Below are 15,884 nucleotides of genomic sequence, written 5' to 3'. Positions count from 1 at the left end.
TTTGTGGCCGCGCAGGAGGTCGCGTCAGGAGTTGCGGTACGACTCCGCCAGGCGACGGAAACCCTCGTCGAGCGACACCGCGGGCGTCCACTCGAGGTCGGCGCGCGTGCGGCGCTGGTCGAACCAGTGCGCCGTCGACAGCTGCTCGGCCAGGAACCGCGTCATCGGCGGCTCGTCAACGCCGGGCTTCACGCGCCAGGCCCGCTCGATAAGCGACCCGGCACCACGGGCCAGGCCGGCGGGCACACTCCAGCGAGGTGCCGCGACTCCGGCCGCGCCACAGATTCCGGCGAGCAGCTCAGCCACCGGCCGCGGCTCCCCATTGGTGAGCACGTACGAATTGCCGTGAACGGCATCCACCCGCTCCAGCGCGGCAGCGATACCCGACGCCGCGTTGTCGATATAGATCGTGTCGATCAGCGCCGCACCAGCATCGAGCAGCGGCAGCCGTCCGGCACGCGCACGCTCCACCACCCGCGCGACGAGTTGCGTGTCACCCGGACCCCAGACGAGGTGCGGCCGAACGGCAACGACTCGAAGCTCCGGCGAGTCAGCGGCAAGAGCGAGCAACTCAGCCTCCGCCTTGGTCCGCGCATAGTCGCCCCGAGCATGCGCCGGGTCGGCGGGCAGCGCGTCATCCCCGACGATCGACGTCCCGGCATGGGCCACGGACGGCGACGACACGAACACGAACTTCCCGATACCCGAAGCGGATGCCGCGGCCAGCAGGTTGCGCGTCCCGCCGACGTTGATGCGGTCAAAATCGGCCGGGTCACCGGCGAGTGACACCTTCGCGGCCAGGTGCACGATCGCGTCCTGGTCCGCAACCGCGCGAGCGACAGCATCCGTTTCGGTGACCGAACCGAGCACATCGGTGACGCCGTCGACGCTGGATGGACGCCGCTGGAAGGTCGTCACCTCGTGACCGGCCGAGCGGATCTCGGCGGCAACTGCACGCCCGAGCAACCCGCTCGCTCCGGTGACGAGGACTCTCACGGGTTCGTCATCCGTCCGCCGGCGAGGATGCCGCCGGCCCAGTCGGACAGGGCCGAACGGTTGATCTTGGAATTGTGACGGATGTCGGTCGGCAGCCGCGGCACCACGAGGGCAGCGGCAATCGGAACGTCGACCATGCCGCGGATGGCATCGGCAAGCGCAGGCGTCGCGAGGGACACACTCCGAGCCGGCGGCACGGTTTCAACGACGGCGACGACCTGGCGATTGCCGTCAGGGCCGACCCCGACGACACCGGCGCGCGCGACCTCGTGCAGCCGCTCGATTGCCTGCTCGGGTCCGACGGGGGTCAGCACGCCGTCCGCCGTTGCGATGACGTGGGGCATCCGGCCCTCGACCCAGAGCCGGCCAGCGGTGTCGAGGTGGCCGACGTCGCCGGTACGGTGCCAGCGTTCGCCCGGCACTCCCCCTCGACGGCTGGCCCGGTGGGTCAGCCAGAGCCGGTCGTAGTGGTCTTCAACGTGCGGCGCAGAGACGATGATCTCGCCGGTGACGTTCGGCTCGTCGGTGAGGTCTTCGGTGGAGCGACCGGTCTCGTCGAGCGGCGCGATGCGCACGCGCGTGACGCCCGTTGGCCTGCCGACGCACACGCCACCAGCACCGGCTTCGGCTGCAGCCTCACGGATGCCGTCGAGCGTGATGTCGGTCATCAGCAGCCCCTCGGTCATGCCGTACGGGGTATGCGCTGTCGCGTTCGGCATGAGCGCCGAGATCGCGGCGAGCAGGGGTTCGGAAACGGGGGCACCGGCGGAGAGGAACCGTTCGACCCCGGCGAGCGCGTCGCGGTCGGCGTCCGTCAGTTCGCTTGCGGTGGCGACAACATTCGCGACCGCGGCCGGTGACAGGAATACGACTGTGGCGTCGACGGCGGCGACCGCTGCGGCGACGGCGGTCGCGGTGAGGGTCTTCGGCGAGGTCACGTCCATATCGGGCGTGACCGACCGGGCGCCGAGCGCCGGGCCGAGCAGCGCGAACGGCGCGAAGCCGGCGACGAGCCCTGTTCCAACCCCGACGCCGTACTGAGCGGCGAGCGCGTCACGGACCGCGGACAGCTGGGCGTGGGTGTAGACGACGCCCTTCGCAGGCCCGGTCGAGCCTGAGGTGAACAGCACGGCAGCGGTGTCGGTCGGTGCGGGAGGCTCTGGCATGATCTCGTCGGAACCGAGCGAGATCAGGTCGGAGAGCGAGTACGACACGTCGAGCGCGCGGCGAACCGGCGCCGGGTAGGTCGCCGTCGAGATCTTCTGGCCGGGCCAGCCGAGCGCGCGCGCCGCAGCAAGACCGGTCGCCGCACCGATGATGTGGTCGGGGCACGCGCCGCGAACGGCTCGGGTCAGCCCCTTGAGACCGAGCCCGGCGTCAGCGACGACGACGATCGCGCCAATCCGCAGGCACGCGTAGAGAACGGCGACGAGGTCGGCGCTCGGCGGGATCAGCAGCGACACCCGGTCGCCCTTGGTCACACCGATCGCGCTGAGTCCAGAGGCAATCTGGCGCACCCGGCGCGACAGCAACTTCCAGCTGACGACGCGCGGCTCATCGCCCGCTGGCGGCACCATGTCCACCACGACCGTGTCGTCGCTGTCACGCAATTCGTCGAGGTAGTGCCAGAGCGGCTGGCGCTCGTCGTCGGCAGCGGCTTCCGTTGCGGCCACAGAATCGGCACCGGCAGAGCGGATGCCGTCGGCCAGCCAGGTCAGGACGGCACCGGCGTAGTCCACGTCTTCCGCGACGAGGTGACCGGCACCTTCGAACCGGTGCACGTCGGCGTGCGGCAGCCGGTCGATGAGGTCGTCGAGGTACTTGTCGCTGAAGATCGGGTCGCGCGGGCCCCACAGCATGAGCGCAGGAACGGTGAGCTGGGCGACCCCAGAGGAGATCCGGGTGAGTTCGGTGAAGCTCTCGTGGTCGGCGTCGACGGGGATGTCGGCGACGAAACCGCCGATTCCTCCGCGCCGGGTCGCGTCGCTGTATGGCGCGCGGTAGCCGTCCTTGACTGCTTTCGGCAGCGGCGGGTGCGCGAGAGCAAGCGTCGTCTCGAGGAAGGCGGGCGTCGCAACCGTGGCGTTGCCGAGCAGCGCGGGCTGCAGCGCGAGTCGCAGCGGCGCGGGAATCGCATCGGCCTCCGGCTGGTGCACGGCCGTGTTGAGCAGCATCACACCGGCGAGCAGGTCGGGGTGATCGACGGCCCAGCCGAGCGACACGACACCGCCCCAGTCGTGTCCGAGGGTGAACACCGGTCCGTCGAGTTCGAGCGCGTCGGTGAGCGCACCGAGGTCCCGAACACGCTGCGCGAGCGGTCGACGCTCACCCGTGCGTTCGGAGAAGCCCATGTCCAGCTGGTCGACGGCGATAACGCGCCACGCCTCGCCGCCGTTCGCGGCGGCATCCGTCGCCTGTGACACGAGACGGCGCCACAGGTACGACCAGGTCGGGTTGCCGTGAACGCAGAGAATGGTGCCGACCGGCGTCACGCCAAGTTCGGCGAGGCGGCCGGCGTTGTCGAGAACGTGCCAGTCGTGACCAACGGATGCCGCGGCATCCGTCGTCGTCACAATCCGGGAGAAGGCGGGATCGAGGCCGTCGAGGCCGAGCGGGGGAAGGGTCGCGGGCGAGCGCAGCTCAGCCGCACGCGGCAGCCGGGGACTCACCAGGCGAGTTCCATCATGGCCGTATTAAGGCCGGAACCAACGCCCATGAGCAGCACGCGGTCGCCGCTCTTGAGGCTGTCCGCCTGCGAGGCGAGCGTGATGGGGATGGACGCGGGGCCGACGTTGCCGAGGGTCGGGTAGGTCAGTGGCACCCGAGTGCGATCGATGCCGATCGCCTTGATGATGGCGTTGGTGTGCACGTCGGACACCTGGTGCATGATGTAGCGGTCCATCGAGGCCCAGCTCCAGTCGGTGCGGGCTTCTTTCCACGCCGAAGTGACGAGCTGCATGCCGCCCTTGAGCAGCGCCTTCGCGTCGGTGAACATGCCGTCGACGCTGCCGACGCAGAGTTCGTTGAACTGGGTGGCCGCACGAGTGACGCCGCCGAGGATGCGGTGCCCGTTCGGGTTGTCATCAGCGCGACCGAGAACAGCGGCTGCAGCGCCGGACCCGAGGGTGAGGCTCGCGAACTCGCTCATGAAGTCTGTGCGGCTGATGTCCGGGCGGTGAAGCCGCTCGATGGTGTTGTGCTGGATCTCGTCGGCATCCTCGCCGTCGATGATCACCGCGTATTCGATCTGACCGGCGTCGATGAGCTGCGACGCCAGGGTCATGCCGTTCACGAAACCGAGGCACGCGTTGGCGATGTCGAAGTTGATCGCCGACGACGGCAGGCCGAGCCCGTGGTGCATCTTGACCGCGACAGACGGTTCGAGGTGCTTGCGGGTCACCGACGTGTTGATGAGAAGGCCGACCTTGTCGGGAGTGATACCGGCGGATGCCATGGCGCGATTGCCTGCATCGACCGCTGCGGTATCGAAGGTGACGCCTTCTTCCCAGTTGCGGCGCTCGTGAACGCCGGCGACGCGCTGCAGCAGACGCTGCGGCAAGCGCAGCCGCTTGAGCACGGGTTTCAGGCGGGCGTCGATCTCCTCCGACGTTGTGACGCGAGAGGCGAGTGTGGACGAAACAGACAGCAACGAGACGTTGCGATGTGTGGTCGTTGCATTGCCGGCCAAAAAAGACTCCCTCTCGACCTCGGCGACGCCGAGTACCCATCGATTTTACGTTGCCGCGGGCTGAACGTTTACCGGGGTTGCACTCCGTCGCCTTTGCATGCATGGTGCGACGGCCGGGATGACGGAAACAGGGCCCCGGAAACGGAGAAACCCCAAGGTGGCGAGACCTTGGGGTTCAGTGGGAAGAGGCCTTGAGGGGCCTTTCCCCGTAGCAGGAGCGGGATTCGAACCCGCGACCTCACGATTATGAGTCGTGCGCTCTCACCAACTGAGCTACCCTGCCGCGAAACTTCGCCCGGGCTTACCGAGAAAGTAACGAGCCCCGAGTCGGGTTTGAACCGACGACCTCTTCCTTACCAAGGAAGTGCTCTACCACTGAGCTACCGGAGCGTGGCCATACGAAATGGCACCAGTAGAGACTAGCATCCATCGCGGGGTGCTTCGAACCATACCGGGCGCTTGTGCTGGAACCGTAGCATGGCAGGAGGGAAGGACCCATGACCGAGATCTCACACGCACCGCCCATCGACCTGACTCTGTCGGGGCGATACCGCCTGCTCGCGCTCATCGGCGCCGGCGGCATGGCCTCGGTGTACCGCGCCCGCGACGAGTCGCTGCAGCGCGACGTCGCCGTAAAACTTTTCTCGCCGGCATCCGCGTCGCCGGGCGACTTCCGCCGACAGCAGGGCGAGATGTCACTGCTCGCGAGCCTGACCCACCCCGGACTCGTGACGCTGCTCGACGCCGGAACCGACGAGAGCGACCCGCTGCACCCCCGCTCCTACCTCGTGATGGAACTCATCCGCGGGTCAGACCTCCGTGAGGGCCTCGCGCACGGGGCGCTCAGCGCCGACGATACCCGGCACATCGGTGCCGACCTCGCCGATGCCCTGAATTACATCCACGACAGGGGCGTTGTGCACCGCGACGTGAAACCCGCGAACATCCTGCTCGCCCACACGGCGGGCAACGACACGCGCCCGCACCCGAAGCTCAGTGACTTCGGCATCGCTCGCCTGGTGGATGGCACCCGCATCACGGCGACGCACTTCACGGTCGGCTCCGCGGGGTATCTCAGTCCCGAACAGGCCCGCGGAGAAGACGTCGGACCGGAGAGCGACGTGTACTCCCTCGGCCTGGTCCTCCTCGAGTGCGCGACCGGCCGGCGCGCATTCTCTGGATCAGGGCAGCACGCGGCACTCGCTCCGCTGACGCGAGACCCCGAGCTGCCGGGTGACCTTGACCCGCTGCTCGCCGAGACGCTCACCGCCATGACTGCGCGGTTGCCCGCGAACCGGCCGACCGCGCACGAGGTCGCGCTGGCGCTTCGCGGCATCCGGCGGCTCGGCGCTTACCGGTCGGCCTCAGACCCCGACGAGGCGACCGCCGCGATGGCCGTGGTCGACACCGGCTCCCCTACCGCGCTGACCGTGGTCGACACCGGCTCCCCCACCGCGGCGACCGTGGTCGACACCGGCTCCCCCACCGCGCTGTTGGGTGCCACGTCGGAGGCCAGCAGGGCGTCGACCGCACTCCTCACACCCGGCACAACCGGCACGTCGCGAGAGTCGGTGACGGATGCCGTGACGGCGGCGTCGGTGCCCGCACGGCCACGCCGGCGCATCAGGTTGACGGCGACCCTCGCGGCAGCGGCAGCAGCCGTCGTCATCGCGATCGCCGTCGCCCTGGGGGTCTCCCTGAGCGGCACCACAGAACCTGCGCCCGTCGACTACCCGGCGGTGCCGGGCGAGATCGGCGAGCACCTCGACGAGCTGCAGAAGAGCGTGACACCATGAGCGCCCGTTTCATTGCCGGTCCCCCCTCCCGTGTGGCGCCGCTCATGCTCGCGTCCGTTCTGGGCGTCGCCACGCTGACAGGGTGCCAGTCGAGCGCGCCGGACCTGGACACCGACGCGGCGACGCGGTTCCAGGCGACAGTGCTCACGGTCACGCAGGCGGTGGCCGACGGTGAACTGCAGCTCGCGCGTGACACGCTCACGACGTTCGACACCGAACTCGAGGAGGCAGCCGCCGACGGCTCCGTCTCATTCGCTCGGCACAAGCGCATCGACGCGGCACTCGCCGCAGTGCTCGCCGATGTCGACGCCGCACTGGCAGCACAGGCCCCGGCGCCCGTCGAACCGGAGCCGCAGCCGACAACGACCGTCACGCCCGTGAGTCCCACGACGCCGGTCACCGACGAGGAAAACGAAGACGAACCCGATGAGTCCGAACCCGATGAGTCCGAGCCGGACGAGTCGGAACCAAACGGGCCCGGCAACGGCAATGGCAACGGGAACGGGAACGGGAACGGGAACGGGAACGGCAACAACGAGAAGGGGCCCAAGGCGCCCAAAGCCCCCAAGGAGCCGAAAGCCCCGAAGGCCAAGCCGGGCGAGTAGGCCCGTCCGCGAGTTGCGCGGCGAGCACGTCCCCTCCGAGCGCTTCCCCGCGAGCACGTCCCCTCGCCGGGTTGCACAGCGAGCACGTCCCGCTCCGAGCGCTGCACATCCATGCTCGCGCTGCAGAAGTATCTGCAGCGTGGGCATGGATGTGCAGCGGTGGGCGCCAGGCAGCGCGGCTCGACGGCGCGCTGGCGCTACAGCGCGACGCCCGCCAACTGCCACACGGCGAAAGCCGGCCCGTCGCCCGACAGGCGGATGCCATCCTCATCGGTGGACAACGCCGCCGACCCGAACAGGCGGGTGGCTGATGGCACGCCGCCGACGGCATCCGCGTGCACGTGCAGATCGAAGTCCGCGCGTGCCGCAACCACGAGGATCGTCTCGAACTCGTCTTCGCGGGCGTAGACGAGCGCATCGTCACCGACGTGCAACCACCGCATACCGCCGCCGTTGAGCGACGAGTGCGCACGGCGCAGGCCGATGAGCGTCGCGTACAGGTCGATCCGCTCGCCGGCTTCGTCGGCGCGCTCCCACGGCATCGGTGTCCGCGAGTGTTCGCCGTCGATACCGGTGAGCCCGAACTCGTCGCCGGCGAAGACGACCGGGATGCCCGGCAGCGTCATCGACATGCCGAGCGCGACGGGGATCACCCCGGGCAGTGCGTGCGTCGCGAACCGCGGGGTGTCGTGGGTGTCGAGCGCGTTCATGGTGGCGAGCCTGGTCTGCCACGGGAATCCGGCGGAGAACTGCCGGTGCGCGCGATAGAACTGCTGCCCGGTGTAGGCCGGCATGGTCGACATGTTCATCCCGAGGCCGCCGCCCGCCGGGGTGCCCGGTTCGCTGAGCCAGCCCCAGAGCGGCCGGGTGAAGTTGGCGTAGGTCATCGCACCGTGCCAGCCGTCGCCCTGGAAATCGACCGACGCGTCATTGGTCGACTCAGCGACGAGCAGGGTGTCTGGATTCACGTCGATCATCGTGCGGCGGATGGTGCGGCGCACATCGGCGTTGAGGTCCTGGTCCGCCAAACGGCCGGTCATGTTGGCCACGTCGATGCGCCAGCCGTCGAGCGCGAACGGGGGCTTCAGCCACTTCGCGACGATCGAGTCATCGCCCTCGATGAACCGGCGGCGCAGTTCGGGCGAGTTCCAGTTGAGCTTCGGCAGGCTCGGCACGCCCAGCCATGACGCGTACGTCTCCTGCTCGTCGTCGAGCCAGTGGTAGAAGTCGCTCTCGATGGCTTCCGGATGCCGGTGGGCAGCGACGAACCAGTCGTGGGCGTCGCCGGAATGGTTGCTGGTGAGGTCACCGAGGACGCGGAGTCCGCGAGCGTGCGCGGCCTCGACGAGCCGCACGAGTGCTTCATCGCCGCCGAGCAGCGGATCGACGGCGTCGAAGTTGGACGCGTCGTAGCGGTGATTGGATCGGCCGGCGAAGATCGGGGTGAGGTACAGGGCGCTGACGCCGAGCTTCTCGAGGTGGTCAAGGTGCAGGGTGATGCCGTCGAGGTCGCCCCCGAAAAACTGCTGCGAGCGAGCGGGCTGCTCAAGCAGAACCTCGTCGTCCCACTCGGCGGGGATCGCCCAGTCCGGAGCTTCCCGCTGGCTGGCTGCCGCACTCCGTGCGAACCGGTCGGGGAGGATCTGGTAGAGCACGGTGCCCGATGCCCACCGGGGAGGAGCGGGGTAGCTCGTGAGCTTGAAATCCTCGCTGTCGAGCGTCTCGGTGTCGAAGACACCGCGGGCGTTGATCCACTGGTCTCGCCCGTCGCTTGTCCGCACAACCCACCGGTACCCGTGCACCGGGTTCTCGATGAGGATCTCCGCCTGCCACCAGTCCCAGCCGGCCACTGTGCTCAGCAGGGTGGCTTCAGAGAAGCGCGGCTCGCGATCCGGATTCGAACGCACCCGGACCGCGAGCGGCTCGCCGAGGGCGTGCGGCACGCGGAGCCGGACCTGCACCCACTCGCCGAGCGCCGGCGACTGGTTGGAGACGTAGAGCGGGGACCCGTCGTGGTGCGGTTCCATTACTTGACGGCGCCGGCGGTGAGGCCGGAGACAATGTACTTCTGCAGGTACAGGAACAGCGCCATCACCGGGATCGCCGCGAGCACGGCACCGGCGGCGAAGACGCCCCAGTTGCTCGAGAACTCCTGCGACACGAATTGGTAGAGGCCGACGGCGAGTGTCTGCCGCTCGGGGCTCACCAGCACAACGCTCGCGATGACGAAGTCGCTCGTGGTTGCGATGAAGCTCAGCAGCCCGACCACCGCGAGGATCGGTGCGACGAGGCGCAGGATGATGGTGAAGAAGATCCGTGCGTGACCGGCGCCGTCAAGCTTGGCCGCTTCGTCGAGCGACGACGGCACCGTGTTGAAGAACCCGTACATCAGGTACGTGTTCACGCCGAGCGCTCCGCCGAGGTACACGAGGATCAGGGCGATCTGGTTGTCCAGGCCGAGGATCGGGAAGATATCGCCGAGCGTCGTGAGCAGGAGGAAGATCGCGACCACCGCGAGCAGCTGCGGGAAGATCTGCACGATCAGCAGCGACATCAGTCCGAACCGGCGGCCGACGAATCGCATCCGGCTGAAGCAGTATGCGGCGAGCGCACCGAGGAAGACGGTTCCGACCGCCGTGGTCAGGCCGATGACCAGGGTGTTCACGAACCACGCGGCGTACGGCTGCTCCGGAGTGTTGAACAAGTCGACGTAGTTGTCGGGGCCGAACGCGGAGAAAAGACCGTTCGACTGCAACAGTGTGCCGTTCGGGTTGAATGACGCGCTCAGGACGTACAGCAGCGGGAAGACCGAGAAGACGACCATCACGATGCCGACGAGGTGCCGCCATCCGGTTGCTGCGAACCAGCGGCTGAACTTGAACGGCCGTTTCGTGGGGATCGAGCGCGGCTCGGTCGGGGTGCCGGTAGCGGCGACCGTCGGAGTGGTGAGAGACATTAGTTCAAGTCCTCCAGTGCCTTTGTCTGCCGGAAGCTCACGATGGCGATGATCGCCACGATCACGAAGATGATGATCGAGAATGCGCTCGCGAGCCCGTAGTCACGGTTGGCCCCGACGAACGCGACCTTGTAAACCATCGAGATGAGGATGTCGGACCCGCCGACGTTGATGCTCGCCGACGCGTCTCGCGGACCGCCGTTGGTGAGCATGTAGATCAGGTTGAAGTTGTTGAAGTTGAACGCGAACGATGAGATCAGCAACGGGGCAACCGAGACGAGCAGCAGGGGGAACTTGATGCGGCGGAACACCTGCCACGGGTTCGCGCCGTCCATCTTCGCCGCTTCCTGCAGTTCGTCGGGGATTGACTGGAGCGCCCCGGTGCAGACGAGGAACATGTACGGGAAGCCGAGCCAGAGGTTGACGAACAGGATGCTGAACTTCGCCAGCCACTCGTTGGTCAGCCAGGGGATCTCTGCCCCGCCGAGGAGTGCGAGGTTGACGAACCCGAAGTCCTTGTTGAGCATCCCAGCCCAGACGAGGGCCCCGAGGAAGCCGGGGAACGCGTACGGCAGGATCATCAGCACGCGGTAGAACTTCCTGCCCCGCATCCTCATGTCGTTGAAGACGACAGCGAGGAACAGGCCGAGCATGAACGTCGTCGCGACGCTGAGTATTGCAAAGAGGAAGGTCCACGTCGTGACGGCGATGAGCGGTCCGCGGATGCTCTGGTCGGTGAAGGCCGTGAGGTAGTTCTCCGCCCCGATCACGACGCTCCAGCCTGGCAGCAGTTCTTCGCCGTCCTCCGAGGTGAACGCGCCGTTGCCGGTGTCGGAGTAGACGACACCGGTCTCGGTGTTCGTCATGGTGTCAGCGGCCTCGTCGTAGGCAAGCGTGGAGAGGTAGAGGTACGCGCTCGATCCATCCGGGGTTCGGAGAGCCCCGTCGTTGGGGTCATCCGAGATCTGCACGGTCATGGCCGCGATCGCGTCCTGGTTGGTAACGATGTCGGTGAAGTTGAGGCTGGTGTAGCCCGGCAGGCTCACGGCCTTGTCGCCGGACATCTCGGCGTCGGACACCTCGGTCAGCGGGGTCTCGGTGTTTCCGATCAGCACGTCACCGTCGGGGTCAGTCACCAGGAAGCTGAACGCACCCAGCTGCTCGACGACCGTCAAGCCGTAGGTCGGAGAGTCCGGCACGCGGTACTGGGCCGACTGGATCAGCGAGCTGACGGCATCCGCTTTGGTGCTGTTGTGCCCGGTGCCGTAGTTGGTGAAGGAGATGTACGCGGTGTAGCCGACGACGAAGATCTGGAAGATCAGGAGGAAGACGAGGCCAGGGGCCAGGTACTTCAGCGGCAGCAGTCCACGCTTGAAGTAGATGACGTTGATCGCCACGGTGACCAGCAGGACGATCGCGAAGATCACCCAGTCCTGGCGGAGGAAGAGCACGAAGAGGCCATAGACGGCAATGGCGTCAACGACGGCGAGCATGCCGATCTTGATGAGGAGAGCCGTTATCGACCCAGACGCGTGGTCAGCGATGCGGGCGGCGCGCTTCTGCCGCTTCGACTCGGCGACCTGCGGTGTGGTCTCGGGGGATTTCTCGGTACTCGTCTGCATGGTCGCCTCAGTTGATGTGTGCGTGACGGAGAAAGGATGCCGGGTGGCGAGCTATTGCCCGCCTCCCGGCATCCTGACTTCGCTATTCTGCGATCGCAGCCTGGATGTCTGCGGTCATTTTGGTCCACAGCTCGGTGGGGTCACCTTCGCCGTTGATGATGGCTGCCTGGGTGACACCCCAGAACTGCCAGACCTTACCCATCTGCGGGATGGTCGGCTGGGGGACGCCGTTGACGCCCACCGCACCGAATGCGGCGACGATGGGGTCGCTTGCCGCAGCCTCGAACGAGGCGGTGAGGGCCGGCGGACGCTGGCCCTTTTCGAAGAGAGCGGTCTGAACGTCTTCGGTGGCGATGAAGTTCGTGAGGAACTCGTTGGCCGCGAGGGTGTTCTTGCTCTTCGCAGAGACGAAGAAGGCCTGCACGCCGACGAAGGGCTGTGCGGGCTGTCCGCCTGCGGACGGGATCGGGTCAACGGCAACGTCGATGCCGGCTTCCTGAGCGCCGCCGACGTTCCACGGACCGGTGAGGAAGTACGGGCTCGCACCGGCGTTGAACTTCTCCTGCGCGATGTCGCTCGTGAGCGAGGTGCTCAGGTTGCCAGCCGCGCCCTGCTCCGCGAGCCAGGTCGCGAAGGCGGTGCCGGTACCGATCTGCAGGTCCTCAGGGTTGTAGCTGCCGTCGGGGTTGGTGCCGAAGACAGGGGCACCGAACGACGTCTGGAACGGGTACAGGTGGTACGGGTCGCTCTCCGGTCCGACCTGCACGATGAAGGGGAACTCGGTTCCGGCTGCCTTGCCCGTTGCGACCATGTCGTCGTATGACGTCGGTGCGTTGGGTGCGAGTGCCGTGTTGCGCAGGAGCGCGAGGTTCTCGATCGCATACGGCAGGCCGTAGGTCTTGCCCTCGTAGCTCGTCGCCTGGATCGCGACGTCTTCGAACTCGGCGGCCTTGTCGCCCAGCTCGATCGGCTGAACGACACCGTTGGTGACGAAGTTGCCGAGCCAGTCGTGGGCGCCGATGGTGATGTCAGGGCCCTTACCCGACGGGACCTGGGCGATGAACTCGTCCTGGATCTTGGTGAAGTCCTTCTGGACCAGCTTGACCTTGACGCCCGATTCCTCGGTGAAGTCTTCGGCCGCTTCCTTGAGCACCGGCGCGCGGTCTGCGTCGACCCAAACGGTCAGTGTCGATTCTGAATCGCCCTCTGCCTTGTCGCTTCCGCCGGCAGAGCAGCCCGCGAGCGACAGTGCGGCAACTGCCGCCAACGCGCCCGCCTTCAGGAACGAAGAGTTTTTCACCCTCATTGGTGTGCCTTTCATGATTACGTGTGTGAACGAGGCCTCGTTGCCCGTCATGGCCGCCGACGAAGCCGATCCAGTGTTCCGGTTCGGGACGCCATGAGCGCGAAAGGCCATTCTCTCGGTGCCGACAAGTGCTGTAAGCGTTTCCAGATATACCCGGTCGATGTGTAAAACACAAGCAACGGCGCGCCCCTTTCGGGGACAGTTACCCATTTGTCACCTGAGCCGTCCCGTAAGCGCTTACAGAGCGTGAGAGGGATGCCATAGAGTAGCCGCATGAATACCCCCACCAGCCCCGAGTGGTGGCGCTCCGCCGTCATCTACCAGATCTACCCTCGTTCCTTCGCCGACGCGAACGGCGACGGCATCGGCGACCTGCCTGGAATCACCTCTCGACTCGGTTCGCTGTCTGACCTCGGCATCGACGCCATCTGGCTCTCACCCTTCATGACGAGCCCACAGAAGGACGCCGGCTACGACGTCGCGAACTACTGCGATGTCGACCCGCTCTTTGGAACCCTCGACGACTTCGACGCGATGACCGCGAAGGCGCACGAGAACGGCATCCGCGTCATTGTCGACCTGGTCCCCAACCACTCCTCCGACGCACACGAGTGGTTCCAGGCGGCACTCGCCGCAGGCCCCGGTTCGCCGGAACGCGCGCACTACATGTTCCGCGACGGCAAGGGCGAGAACGGCGAGCTTCCCCCGAACAACTGGCAGAGCGTGTTCGGCGGACCGGCGTGGACCCGAACCACGAACCCCGACGGCACTGCCGGGCAGTGGTACCTGCACCTCTTCGACTCGAGCCAGCCTGACTTCGACTGGAACAACGAAGACGTCCGCACCATGTTCCGCGATGTCCTGCGCTTCTGGCTGGACCGCGGCGTCGATGGATTCCGCGTCGACGTTGCCCACGGCATGATCAAGGCCGACGGCCTGCCCGACTACACCCCGCCGGCCGAGGGCGGCAGCATGGGCGGCACCACCCCGCTCGGACTCGAGCCGGGTATCGACGACTTCGACGACATCGACGGCGGCGCTCCGTACTGGGGCCAGGAAGGTGTCCACGACATCTACCGCGACTGGCACCAGGTCCTCGAAGAGTACGAGGGCGACCGGGTGCTGTGCGCCGAGGCGTGGGTCGAACCGCTGGCAAAGATGGCCAAGTGGGTGCGCCCCGACGAAATGCAGCAGGCATTCAACTTCCCGTACCTCGAGACCCCGTGGGAGGCATCCGCCCTGCGCGCTGTCATCGACGAATCGCTCGAGGCGTTCAGCACCGTCGGCGCACCGAGCACCTGGGTGCTCTCCAACCACGACGTGGTTCGCCACGCATCACGGCTCGCGCTGACCGCCGAGAACCCGCAGGGTCACGGCATCGGCCCGAAGAGCCCCGGCCAGCCCGTTCGCGAGATCGGCCTCCAGCGCGCCCGAGCGGCAACCGCGCTCATGCTCGCGCTGCCCGGTGGCGCGTACATCTACCAGGGTGAGGAACTCGGGCTTCCCGAGGTCATCGACCTGCCGGATGACGCCCGCCAGGACCCCACCTGGTTCCGTACGAACGGCGAGCGGTACGGCCGTGACGGATGCCGCGTGCCGATTCCGTGGGAAGCGGACGCTCCGGCGTATGGCTTCAACTCCACCGGCGACGCCTGGCTGCCGCAGCCGGCCGACTGGGCACCGTACGCCCGCGACGCCCAGGCTGGTGTTGAGGGTTCGACGCTCGAACTGTACCGCGAGGCGCTGCGCGTCCGTCGGGAGCAGTCACTCGGCCTCGGCACCCTCGAGTGGATCGATGGCCTCGGCGACGACGTGATCGCGTTCACCAACGGCGCGGTCACCGTGGTTGCAAACACCAGCACAACCGATGTCGCGCTGCCGGCATCGCTCGCGGGAGCTGAGCTGATCCTCTCCAGCGGTGCGTTCGACGGCAAAACGCTCCCGGGCGACACGACGGTCTGGCTCCGCACACCGTAGTTGCTCGTGAAGGGGCGGATCGCGATCGCGATCCGCCCCTTCTGCATCCCTGCCTTTGGACCCTCGCACCGAGACCCTGACCGTGCTCAACTGCGTCCATGAGCGCGCTGGACAACCCCGCCGGGCCCGGTTCGCACGCGAACGAGCCCCACTCGAACAGCGGCCTCGCGAGTCGACTCAATTGGCTGCGCGCCGGCGTTCTCGGCGCCAACGACGGTATCGTCTCCACCGCGGCGCTTGTCGTCGGCGTCGCCGGTGCGACGACCGCGTACCTGCCGATCCTGTCGGCGGGCGCCGCCGGGCTCATCGGAGGCGCCATCTCGATGGCTCTCGGCGAGTACGTCTCGGTGTCGAGCCAGCGTGACAGCGAGCGCGCTCTCGTCGCGAAGGAGCGCACCGAGTTGCGTGACATGCCGGACGAGGAGCTCGAGGAACTGACGGGGATGCTCCAGCAGCGCGGCCTGCAGGAAAGCACGGCGCGCCAGGTCGCCACCGAACTCACGGAGCATGACGCTCTCGCCGCGCATCTCTCGGTCGAACTCGGAATCCGCGAGGCCGATATCGCCAACCCCTGGCACGCCGCGTTCGCGTCGGCCGTCGCCTTCACCGTCGGGGCGATCCTGCCGATGCTCGCGATTCTCCTGCCGCCCGTCGAATGGCGTATCCCCGTGACATTCGTCTCGGTGCTGATCGCCCTCGCGCTCACCGGGGCGCTGGGGGCGAAGCTGGGCGGCAGCCCACCGCTTCGCCCGACGATCCGAGTGGTCGTTGGTGGTGCACTCGCCCTCGGCGCGACGTTCGCTGTCGGTAGCCTGCTCGGTACAGCGGGAATCTAGGCGGGAATCCAGACCGGATCGATTCGACAAACGGATGCCGTCAATCGGGAAGCAGATCGCCTCACCGACGGTTCCCCCTGGGAGAGAGCACGAACCAGCCGT

At 67.2% G+C, this 15,884-nt stretch carries 11 protein-coding genes and 2 tRNA genes; 4 read left to right on the top strand and 9 right to left on the bottom strand.

The genetic code is table 11. The features are described 5' to 3' along the window. Positions 1-24: 24 nt before the first annotated feature. The 5 genes from AC1C2M_RS07970 to AC1C2M_RS07950 all read right to left on the bottom strand — a co-directional run bounded on the left by AC1C2M_RS07970 (position 25) and on the right by AC1C2M_RS07950 (position 5,074). A complete protein-coding gene (locus AC1C2M_RS07970) occupies positions 25-996 on the bottom strand; it encodes an NAD-dependent epimerase/dehydratase family protein (RefSeq protein WP_495435878.1) in 972 nt (323 codons plus the stop codon). Beyond that, the gene (locus AC1C2M_RS07965; protein WP_495435877.1) at positions 993-3,665 is read right to left on the bottom strand and encodes an alpha/beta fold hydrolase; all 2,673 of its coding nucleotides are present in this window, start codon (positions 3,663-3,665) and stop codon (positions 993-995) included. The genes AC1C2M_RS07970 and AC1C2M_RS07965 overlap by 4 nt, the downstream gene beginning before the upstream one ends. Next, positions 3,662-4,684 carry a 3-oxoacyl-ACP synthase III gene (locus AC1C2M_RS07960; protein ID WP_483405216.1) on the bottom strand — a complete coding sequence of 341 codons (1,023 nt, stop codon included), beginning with the start codon at positions 4,682-4,684 and terminating at the stop codon, positions 3,662-3,664. The genes AC1C2M_RS07965 and AC1C2M_RS07960 overlap by 4 nt, the downstream gene beginning before the upstream one ends. Positions 4,685-4,893: 209 nt before the next feature. Then, positions 4,894-4,967 (bottom strand) — tRNA-Met (locus AC1C2M_RS07955). A gap of 35 nt (positions 4,968-5,002) precedes the next feature. Then, positions 5,003-5,074: transfer RNA gene (locus AC1C2M_RS07950), tRNA-Thr, on the bottom strand. Positions 5,075-5,181: 107 nt separating this feature from the next. Between AC1C2M_RS07950 and AC1C2M_RS07945 the strand changes: the two genes are divergently transcribed. Both AC1C2M_RS07945 and AC1C2M_RS07940 read left to right on the top strand, forming a co-directional pair. Continuing rightward, positions 5,182-6,480 carry a serine/threonine-protein kinase gene (locus AC1C2M_RS07945; RefSeq protein WP_495435876.1) on the top strand — a complete coding sequence of 433 codons (1,299 nt, stop codon included), beginning with the start codon at positions 5,182-5,184 and terminating at the stop codon, positions 6,478-6,480. After that, on the top strand, positions 6,477-7,085 hold the full coding sequence (locus AC1C2M_RS07940; RefSeq protein WP_495435875.1) for a hypothetical protein: 609 nt from the start codon (positions 6,477-6,479) through the stop codon (positions 7,083-7,085). Before AC1C2M_RS07945 ends, AC1C2M_RS07940 begins: the two co-directional genes overlap by 4 nt. 197 nt (positions 7,086-7,282) lie before the next feature. Here the strand turns inward: AC1C2M_RS07940 and AC1C2M_RS07935 are convergent, their stop codons facing one another. From AC1C2M_RS07935 to AC1C2M_RS07920, 4 genes are all read right to left on the bottom strand, one after another. Continuing rightward, positions 7,283-9,112 carry a glycoside hydrolase family 13 protein gene (locus AC1C2M_RS07935; protein ID WP_495435874.1) on the bottom strand — a complete coding sequence of 610 codons (1,830 nt, stop codon included), beginning with the start codon at positions 9,110-9,112 and terminating at the stop codon, positions 7,283-7,285. Continuing rightward, positions 9,112-10,041 carry a sugar ABC transporter permease gene (locus AC1C2M_RS07930; protein WP_495435873.1) on the bottom strand — a complete coding sequence of 310 codons (930 nt, stop codon included), beginning with the start codon at positions 10,039-10,041 and terminating at the stop codon, positions 9,112-9,114. Before AC1C2M_RS07930 ends, AC1C2M_RS07935 begins: the two co-directional genes overlap by 1 nt. Then, positions 10,041-11,663 (bottom strand): ABC transporter permease subunit, encoded by a 1,623-nt coding sequence (locus AC1C2M_RS07925; protein WP_495435872.1) that lies wholly within the window; start codon positions 11,661-11,663, stop codon positions 10,041-10,043. The genes AC1C2M_RS07930 and AC1C2M_RS07925 overlap by 1 nt, the downstream gene beginning before the upstream one ends. An 82-nt stretch (positions 11,664-11,745) precedes the next feature. Further along, the gene (locus AC1C2M_RS07920; RefSeq protein WP_495435871.1) at positions 11,746-12,969 is read right to left on the bottom strand and encodes a sugar ABC transporter substrate-binding protein; all 1,224 of its coding nucleotides are present in this window, start codon (positions 12,967-12,969) and stop codon (positions 11,746-11,748) included. Positions 12,970-13,242: 273 nt separating this feature from the next. Between AC1C2M_RS07920 and AC1C2M_RS07915 the strand changes: the two genes are divergently transcribed. Both AC1C2M_RS07915 and AC1C2M_RS07910 read left to right on the top strand, forming a co-directional pair. Further along, complete coding sequence (locus AC1C2M_RS07915; RefSeq protein ID WP_495435870.1) at positions 13,243-14,946, top strand: glycoside hydrolase family 13 protein; 1,704 nt, start codon at positions 13,243-13,245, stop codon at positions 14,944-14,946. A gap of 98 nt (positions 14,947-15,044) precedes the next feature. After that, the gene (locus AC1C2M_RS07910) at positions 15,045-15,782 is read left to right on the top strand and encodes a VIT1/CCC1 transporter family protein (protein ID WP_495435869.1); all 738 of its coding nucleotides are present in this window, start codon (positions 15,045-15,047) and stop codon (positions 15,780-15,782) included. Positions 15,783-15,884 lie beyond the last annotated feature (102 nt).

The sequence above is a fragment of the Mycetocola sp. Y444 genome (assembly GCF_059445295.1).
Note: the sequence above shows the minus strand (reverse complement) of the source record. Positions and strands in the feature narration are given on the sequence as shown.

Bases quoted from the DNA above. Each gene is read 5' to 3' on its own strand.
- AC1C2M_RS07910 (WP_495435869.1), top strand. From the start codon at position 15,045: ATGAGCGCGCTGGACAACCCCGCCGGGCCCGGTTCGCACGCGAACGAG.
- AC1C2M_RS07935 (WP_495435874.1), bottom strand. From the start codon at position 9,112: ATGGAACCGCACCACGACGGGTCCCCGCTCTACGTCTCCAACCAGTCG.
- AC1C2M_RS07915 (WP_495435870.1), top strand. From the start codon at position 13,243: ATGAATACCCCCACCAGCCCCGAGTGGTGGCGCTCCGCCGTCATCTAC.
- AC1C2M_RS07940 (WP_495435875.1), top strand. From the start codon at position 6,477: ATGAGCGCCCGTTTCATTGCCGGTCCCCCCTCCCGTGTGGCGCCGCTC.
- AC1C2M_RS07925 (WP_495435872.1), bottom strand. From the start codon at position 11,663: ATGCAGACGAGTACCGAGAAATCCCCCGAGACCACACCGCAGGTCGCC.
- AC1C2M_RS07920 (WP_495435871.1), bottom strand. From the start codon at position 12,969: ATGAGGGTGAAAAACTCTTCGTTCCTGAAGGCGGGCGCGTTGGCGGCA.
- AC1C2M_RS07945 (WP_495435876.1), top strand. From the start codon at position 5,182: ATGACCGAGATCTCACACGCACCGCCCATCGACCTGACTCTGTCGGGG.
- AC1C2M_RS07930 (WP_495435873.1), bottom strand. From the start codon at position 10,041: ATGTCTCTCACCACTCCGACGGTCGCCGCTACCGGCACCCCGACCGAG.